Here is a 4642-nt window from a genome sequence, read left to right on the forward strand (position 1 = left end):
CTTCGCTTCGTCCACCCGCCGCACCGCGCTCGCCGTGCTGCTCGCCTGCACGTCCGTCGCTGTCTCCGCCCAGTCGGCCTGGCCGAACAAGCCGGTGCGCATCGTCGTGCCCTTCGCCCCCGGCGGCACCACCGACATCCTGGCGCGGGCGGTCGCGCCGGAACTCTCGCGCGCCTTCGGCCAGCAGTTCGTGGTGGACAACCGCGCCGGTGCCGGCGGCAACCTCGGCGCCGAGATCGTCGCCAAAGCGCCGGCCGACGGCTACACGCTGCTGATGGGCACCGTCGGCACCCACGGCATCAACCGGGCGCTGTATGCCAAGCTGCCCTACGACCCGATCAAGGACTTCGTGCCGGTCACGCTGGTCGCCTCGGTGCCCAACGTGATGGAGATGAACGCCGAGAAGGCGAAGGCGATGGGCATCGCCAACGTGCAGGACTTCATCCGTGTCGCGAAGGAACGGCCGGGCCGGCTGAACATGGCGTCGAGCGGCAACGGCACCTCGATCCACCTGGCCGGCGAGCTGTTCAAGACGATGACCGGCACCTACATGGTCCACTTCCCGTACCGCGGGTCCGGCCCGGCGCTGCTCGACATGGTGGGCGGCAACATGGACGTGATGTTCGACAACCTGCCGTCGTCGATCCAGCAGATTAAGGCCGGCAAGCTGGTGGCGCTGGCGGTCACCAGCGCGCAGCGCTCGCCCGCGCTGCCCGACGTGCCGACGGTCGAGGAGGCCGGCGGCCCGGCGCTCAAGGGCTACGAGGCGAGTTCGTGGTTCGGCCTGCTGGCACCGGCCGGCACGCCGCCCGACATCATCCAGCGCATCCAGCAGGAGGTCGCGAAGTCGATGCAGACACCCGCGATCCGCGAGAAGCTGCTGGCGCAGGGCGCGATCGCCGGGGGCGGCACGCCCTCAGCGTTCGCCCAACTGATCGACAGCGAACACCGCAAGTGGGCGCAGGTGGTGAAGGCCTCCGGCGCCAAGGTCGACTGAGGATTCAGCCGCTGCCGGGCGGCGCCTCGCGAGGTCGGCCGCCGGCGGGTGTCAGGGGCTCACACGCCCCAGACGACATCCTTGTGCTCGGCCGCGCTGCGCTGGAGCATGTCGATGAAGGGCGCCACGCGCTGGCGCAGCGACACATGGCCCTCGGGCTTGGCATGGTCCACGTCCAGGTGCTCGTCGGGCTGCACCTCGGCCGGCGCGGGATCGTGGTGTTCCTCGTGCTCGACCGCGGCGCGCAGCGCGGCCACAGCGGCGGGAATCTGGTCTACGGTGATGATCCCCTGCGGCGTGTGCTCCTTGCCGATGATATGCAGCACCTGGTGGGCGCTGCTTTCGAGCAGGATGACATCGGCGGTGGCCTGGGACTTGAACTTCAGCATGATGGCTTCCTTCTTGTTGGATGTGGATCGTGCCGCGCCGCCGCGGCCTCCCGGCGGCGGGCAGCACCATCCGACTGTATGCACGACTGCGGCGACGGCCGCAGGCAGCCGTCCCTTCCGAACGTCCGACGATGACCACAGCCGCGCACCGGCCCCGCCCCGCTCCTTCCGCGCCTGCTTTCGGCACGCCGCTGCAGGCCCGATCCCGCTCCACGCATGACGGCGCAACGCTGCGCCTGAATCTCCCCTGCCGCGCTGCACGGCTGCTGGTCGCAGCCGCGGTCCCCCTGCTGCTGGGCGGCTGCGCGGGCACAGGCTACTACTGGCAGTCGGTCCAGGGGCACCTTCGGCTGATGGAGGCCGCGCGGCCGGTCGACGACTGGCTGGCCGATCCCGGCACCAGCGCGGCGCTGAAGGCGCGATTGCAGCTGGCGCAGCGCATCCGCGCCTTCGCCTCGCGCGAGGTGGGCCTGCCGGACAACGCGAGCTACCGCCGTTTTTCGCGGCTCGGCCGCACCGCCGCGGTCTGGAACGTGGTCGCGGCGCCGCCCCTGTCGCTCACGCTGCACACCTGGTGCTTTCCGGTGACCGGCTGCGTCGGCTATCGCGGCTACTACGCCGAGGCCGATGCCCGGGCGGAAGCCGAGGCGCTGCGCCGCCAGGGCCTGGAGACGGTCGTCTACGGCGTGCCGGCCTATTCCACGCTCGGCTGGCTGAACTGGGCCGGCGGCGATCCGCTGCTCGACACCTTCATCGGCTATCCCGACGGCGAACTCGCCCGGCTGGTGTTCCACGAACTGGCGCACCAGGTGGTGTTCGTGCCGGGCGACACGATGTTCAACGAATCCTTCGCCACCGCAGTCGAGCGCATCGGCCGCGACCGCTGGCTGGCCACCGAAGCCACGCCGGCCGCCCGCGAGGCCTGGGCGCGCCATGCGCAGCGCGCGCAGGACTTTCGGGCACTGGTGAGCGAGACCCGCCGTCGGCTGCAGGCGATCTATGAAGGAAATGGCGCTCCAGCGCCCGACCCTGCTGCGCAGCTTGCTATGAAAAACGAAGCGATGCAACAGTTCCGGGCCGCGTATGCGGCGCTGCGGGAGCGCTGGGGCGGCGATGCGGCGGCGGTCGCCGGCTACGACGCCTGGGTGGCCCGCGCCAACAACGCGGCTTTCGGGGCCCAGGCCGCCTACGACGCCTGGGTGCCGGCCTTCGAAGCGCTGTTCGCCCGGGCCGAGGCGGCCGCGCCGGCCGATCCCTGGCCGGCCTTCTATGCGGACGTGCGGCGCCTGGCCGCCCTGCCCGCCCCCGCACGGCGCGCGGCACTCGCCGCCGCCGCGCCGGACGCCGTCATTCCAGCGACGCGATGAGGTCGATGTACTGCTGCTTCGCGCCGTCGGCGGCCGTGCCCTTGAGCTTGTTCCAGGCATCCCACTTGGCGCGGCCGACCACGTCGCTGAAGCCGGGACGGCTGCCCTCGACGTCGCCCTGCGTCGCCTGCTTGTAGAGTGCGTAGATCTTCAGCAGGGTCGGGTTGTCCGGACGCTCGGACAGGTTCTTGGAGCGGTCGACGGCAGATTCGAAGGCGGCGTGCAGGTCGGACATGGCGGCAGGACGGTAAGGAACGTTCAGGAAATTGCTACCGATTCGATAGCTGCTTGCGCAGGCGGGACGGGCGCGGAAGCCGCATTCAGGCCGTAACGGCCGGGACGGGCGCCGGCTCGCGGAACCACGCCTCGACCAGTTTCACCCAGCAGCTCGCGCCGACCGGGATCAGCGCGTCATCGAAGTCGTAGCTCGGGTTGTGGAGCATGCACGGACCCATGCCGTGGCCGCTGTCGCGATGGCTACCGTCGCCGTTCGACAAAAACGCGTAGGCGCCCGGCCGCGCCTGCAGCATGTACGAGAAATCCTCGGCGCCCATCGTCGGGTCCTGCTCCACGATGTTGTCGGCACCGACCACCTCGGCCGCCACGCGGCGCAGGAAGGCCGCCTCGCGCGGATGGTTGACCGTCGGCGGATAGTTCCGGTCGAAGACGAACTCGCAACTCGCGCCGAAGGCGGCGCAGGTGTGCTCGGCCACGGTCCGCATCCGGGCTTCGAGCAGGTCGAGCACCTCGGTGGTGAAGGTCCGCACCGTGCCTTCGAGCACGCAGTGGTCGGGCACCACGTTGGTCGCCTCGCCGGTGTGGATCATCGTCACCGAGATCACGCCGGCATCGCCCGGCTTCTTGTTGCGGCTCACGATGTTCTGGAAGGCCTGCACCATCTGGCAGGCGATCGGCACCGGATCGATGCCCATGTGCGGCATGGCGGCATGCGAGCCTTTTCCGCGGATCGTGATCTTGAATTCGTTGGACGACGCCATCACCGGCCCGGCGCTGACCGCCATCTGGCCGGCGCGCATGCCGGGCCAGTTGTGCAGGCCGAACACCGCCTCCATCGGGAAGCGCTCGAACAGGCCGTCCTCGATCATCACCCGCGCGCCGCCGCCGCCTTCCTCGGCCGGCTGGAACACCAGGTAGACCGTGCCGTCGAAATCCCGGTGCCGCGACAGGTGCTGCGCGGTGGCCAGCAGGATCGCGGTGTGGCCGTCGTGACCGCAGGCGTGCATGCGGCCGGGGTAGCGGCTCGCGTGGCCGAAGGTGTTGAATTCCTGCATCGGCAGCGCATCCATGTCGGCACGCAGGCCGATGGTGCGACGGCCGGTGTCGCGCAATCCGCGCACCACGCCGACCAGGCCGGTGCGGCCGATGCCGCGGTGCACGGGAATGCCCCATTCCTCCAGCTTCTGCGCCACCAGCGCGGAGGTCCGGACCTCCTCGAAGCCGAGTTCGGGGTGTGCATGGATGTCGCGCCGGATCTCGGCGATGGCCGCGGCCTCTGCCGCGATGGACTCGATGATCGTCATGCTGTGCTCCTGCGCCGCCGCGGCCCTCCGGGCGGGGCGGCGACCGGACAGTCTACTGCGCGGGGTGCGCCTGCGCAGCCTGCAGGCCGATTGCCACCGCAGCCGGTACGCGCATCAGCCGGTGCCGCCAGCCGCCGCCTTCAGCTGGTCCAGCAACTTGGCCAGCCGGTCGATCTCCTGTGCGGCCGCCGCGGTTGCCTCGGGATCGGTGGCGCGGGCCGCGGCAGCGCGGGCAGCGTCCAGGGCGCTGGCGACCGCTTCCGGCGAGGCGGCGTCCGGGAGCGGCGGCACCATGCTGGTGATATCCGGCAGGTCGGCAGGATCGGGCAGGTTGTCTGCTGTTGCGGC

Annotated in this window: 5 protein-coding genes and 1 pseudogene; 2 read left to right on the plus strand and 4 right to left on the minus strand. The window is 70.6% G+C overall.

Going from position 1 to position 4642, the window contains the following annotated elements; genetic code table 11:
- The first annotated feature begins 34 nt into the window (after positions 1-34).
- Entirely contained in the window at positions 35-997 is a 963-nt protein-coding gene (locus QZ500_RS14120; protein ID WP_295856044.1) for a tripartite tricarboxylate transporter substrate binding protein, read from the plus strand.
- 59 nt (positions 998-1056) lie between these two features.
- Here QZ500_RS14120 and QZ500_RS14125 read toward each other — a convergent pair whose 3' ends face one another.
- Complete coding sequence (locus QZ500_RS14125; protein WP_295856045.1) at positions 1057-1389, minus strand: DUF1840 domain-containing protein; 333 nt, start codon at positions 1387-1389, stop codon at positions 1057-1059.
- 128 nt (positions 1390-1517) lie between these two features.
- Here QZ500_RS14125 and QZ500_RS14130 point away from each other — a divergent pair, with 128 nt between their 5' ends.
- Positions 1518-2753 (plus strand): aminopeptidase, encoded by a 1236-nt coding sequence (locus tag QZ500_RS14130; protein ID WP_295856041.1) that lies wholly within the window; start codon positions 1518-1520, stop codon positions 2751-2753.
- Here QZ500_RS14130 and QZ500_RS14135 read toward each other — a convergent pair.
- From QZ500_RS14135 to QZ500_RS14145, 3 genes and pseudogenes are all read right to left on the minus strand, one after another.
- The gene (locus QZ500_RS14135) at positions 2734-2988 is read right to left on the minus strand and encodes an acyl-CoA-binding protein (RefSeq protein ID WP_295856042.1); all 255 of its coding nucleotides are present in this window, start codon (positions 2986-2988) and stop codon (positions 2734-2736) included. The genes QZ500_RS14130 and QZ500_RS14135 overlap by 20 nt on opposite strands.
- Positions 2989-3073: 85 nt before the next feature.
- Complete coding sequence (locus QZ500_RS14140) at positions 3074-4294, minus strand: M20 aminoacylase family protein (protein WP_295856043.1); 1221 nt, start codon at positions 4292-4294, stop codon at positions 3074-3076.
- A gap of 114 nt (positions 4295-4408) precedes the next feature.
- Positions 4409-4642: pseudogene (locus QZ500_RS14145) on the minus strand (hypothetical protein); the annotation flags it as partial.

The organism is uncultured Xylophilus sp., assembly GCA_913776965.1.
Taxonomy (GTDB): Bacteria; Pseudomonadota; Gammaproteobacteria; order Burkholderiales; family Burkholderiaceae_C; genus Xylophilus.

What these genes read in the sequence shown, in the direction of transcription:
- QZ500_RS14130 (WP_295856041.1), top strand. Translation starts at nt 1,518, where the DNA reads ATGACCACAGCCGCGCACCGGCCCCGCCCCGCTCCTTCCGCGCCTGCT.
- QZ500_RS14135 (WP_295856042.1), bottom strand. Translation starts at nt 2,988, where the DNA reads ATGTCCGACCTGCACGCCGCCTTCGAATCTGCCGTCGACCGCTCCAAG.
- QZ500_RS14140 (WP_295856043.1), bottom strand. Translation starts at nt 4,294, where the DNA reads ATGACGATCATCGAGTCCATCGCGGCAGAGGCCGCGGCCATCGCCGAG.